This window comes from Falsiroseomonas sp. RANM36 (assembly GCF_056682175.1).
Map to the genome: position 1 here is coordinate 1642636 of NZ_JBWXTD010000003.1, position 719 is coordinate 1643354.

At 76.4% G+C, this 719-nt stretch carries 1 protein-coding gene; it reads left to right on the plus strand.

Translation table 11 applies throughout. From position 1 onward, the window contains the following. A partial coding sequence (locus AC1MIR_RS12805) for a methyltransferase domain-containing protein (RefSeq protein ID WP_480028535.1) occupies window positions 1–657 on the plus strand: 657 nt, incomplete at its 5' end. Window positions 658–719 lie beyond the last annotated feature (62 nt).

Consider the following 719-nt stretch of genomic DNA (forward strand, 5'->3'; position numbering starts at 1 on the left):
CCCCCGCGCCCCCGGGGGGGGGGTAACCTCCCCCTGGCGCGGCCGTCCATCCGCCGGCCCATCGCCTGGGACGAGCGCTTCGCCGGCGGCGACTTCCAGTTCGGGGAGGCGCCGAACCGCTACCTGGAGGAGCTGCGCCCCTGGTTCAGGCCGGGGATGCGGGCGCTGGCGCTCGGCGATGGCGAGGGGCGCAACGGCGTCTGGCTGGCGGAGCAGGGTCTTGTCGTCACCTCGCTCGACTGGTCGCAGGTGGGCATGGCGAAGGCGGCGGCGCCCGCCCCGCGCCGCGGTGCCGAGTTGCGCACGGTCGTGGCGGATGCCTCCGCCTGGGACTACCCGCCGGGCGGCTTCGAGCTGGTCGCCTGGATCTACCTGCACCTGCCGCCGGCGGACCGCGCGGCGGCGGCGCGCGGCGTGCTGCGCGCGCGGGCGCCGGGCGGCCTGCTCGCGCTGGAATGCTTCACGCCGGCGCAGCAGGGCCGCCGCAGCGGCGGGCCGAAGATGCCCGAATTGCTCTGGTCGCGCGCCATCGTGGAGGAGCTGTTCGGCGAGCTGGAAGTGCTGGAGTTGCTGGAAGGCACCGTCAGCCTGGACGAAGGCCCGCGCCACCAGGGACCGGCCGAGGTGGTCCGGGCACTGTTGCGCAAGCGCGGGTGATCACCGCGCCCGCGCCGCGATGAACCCCCCGCCCGCACCCATCAGCGTCGCCGCGGCGCCCC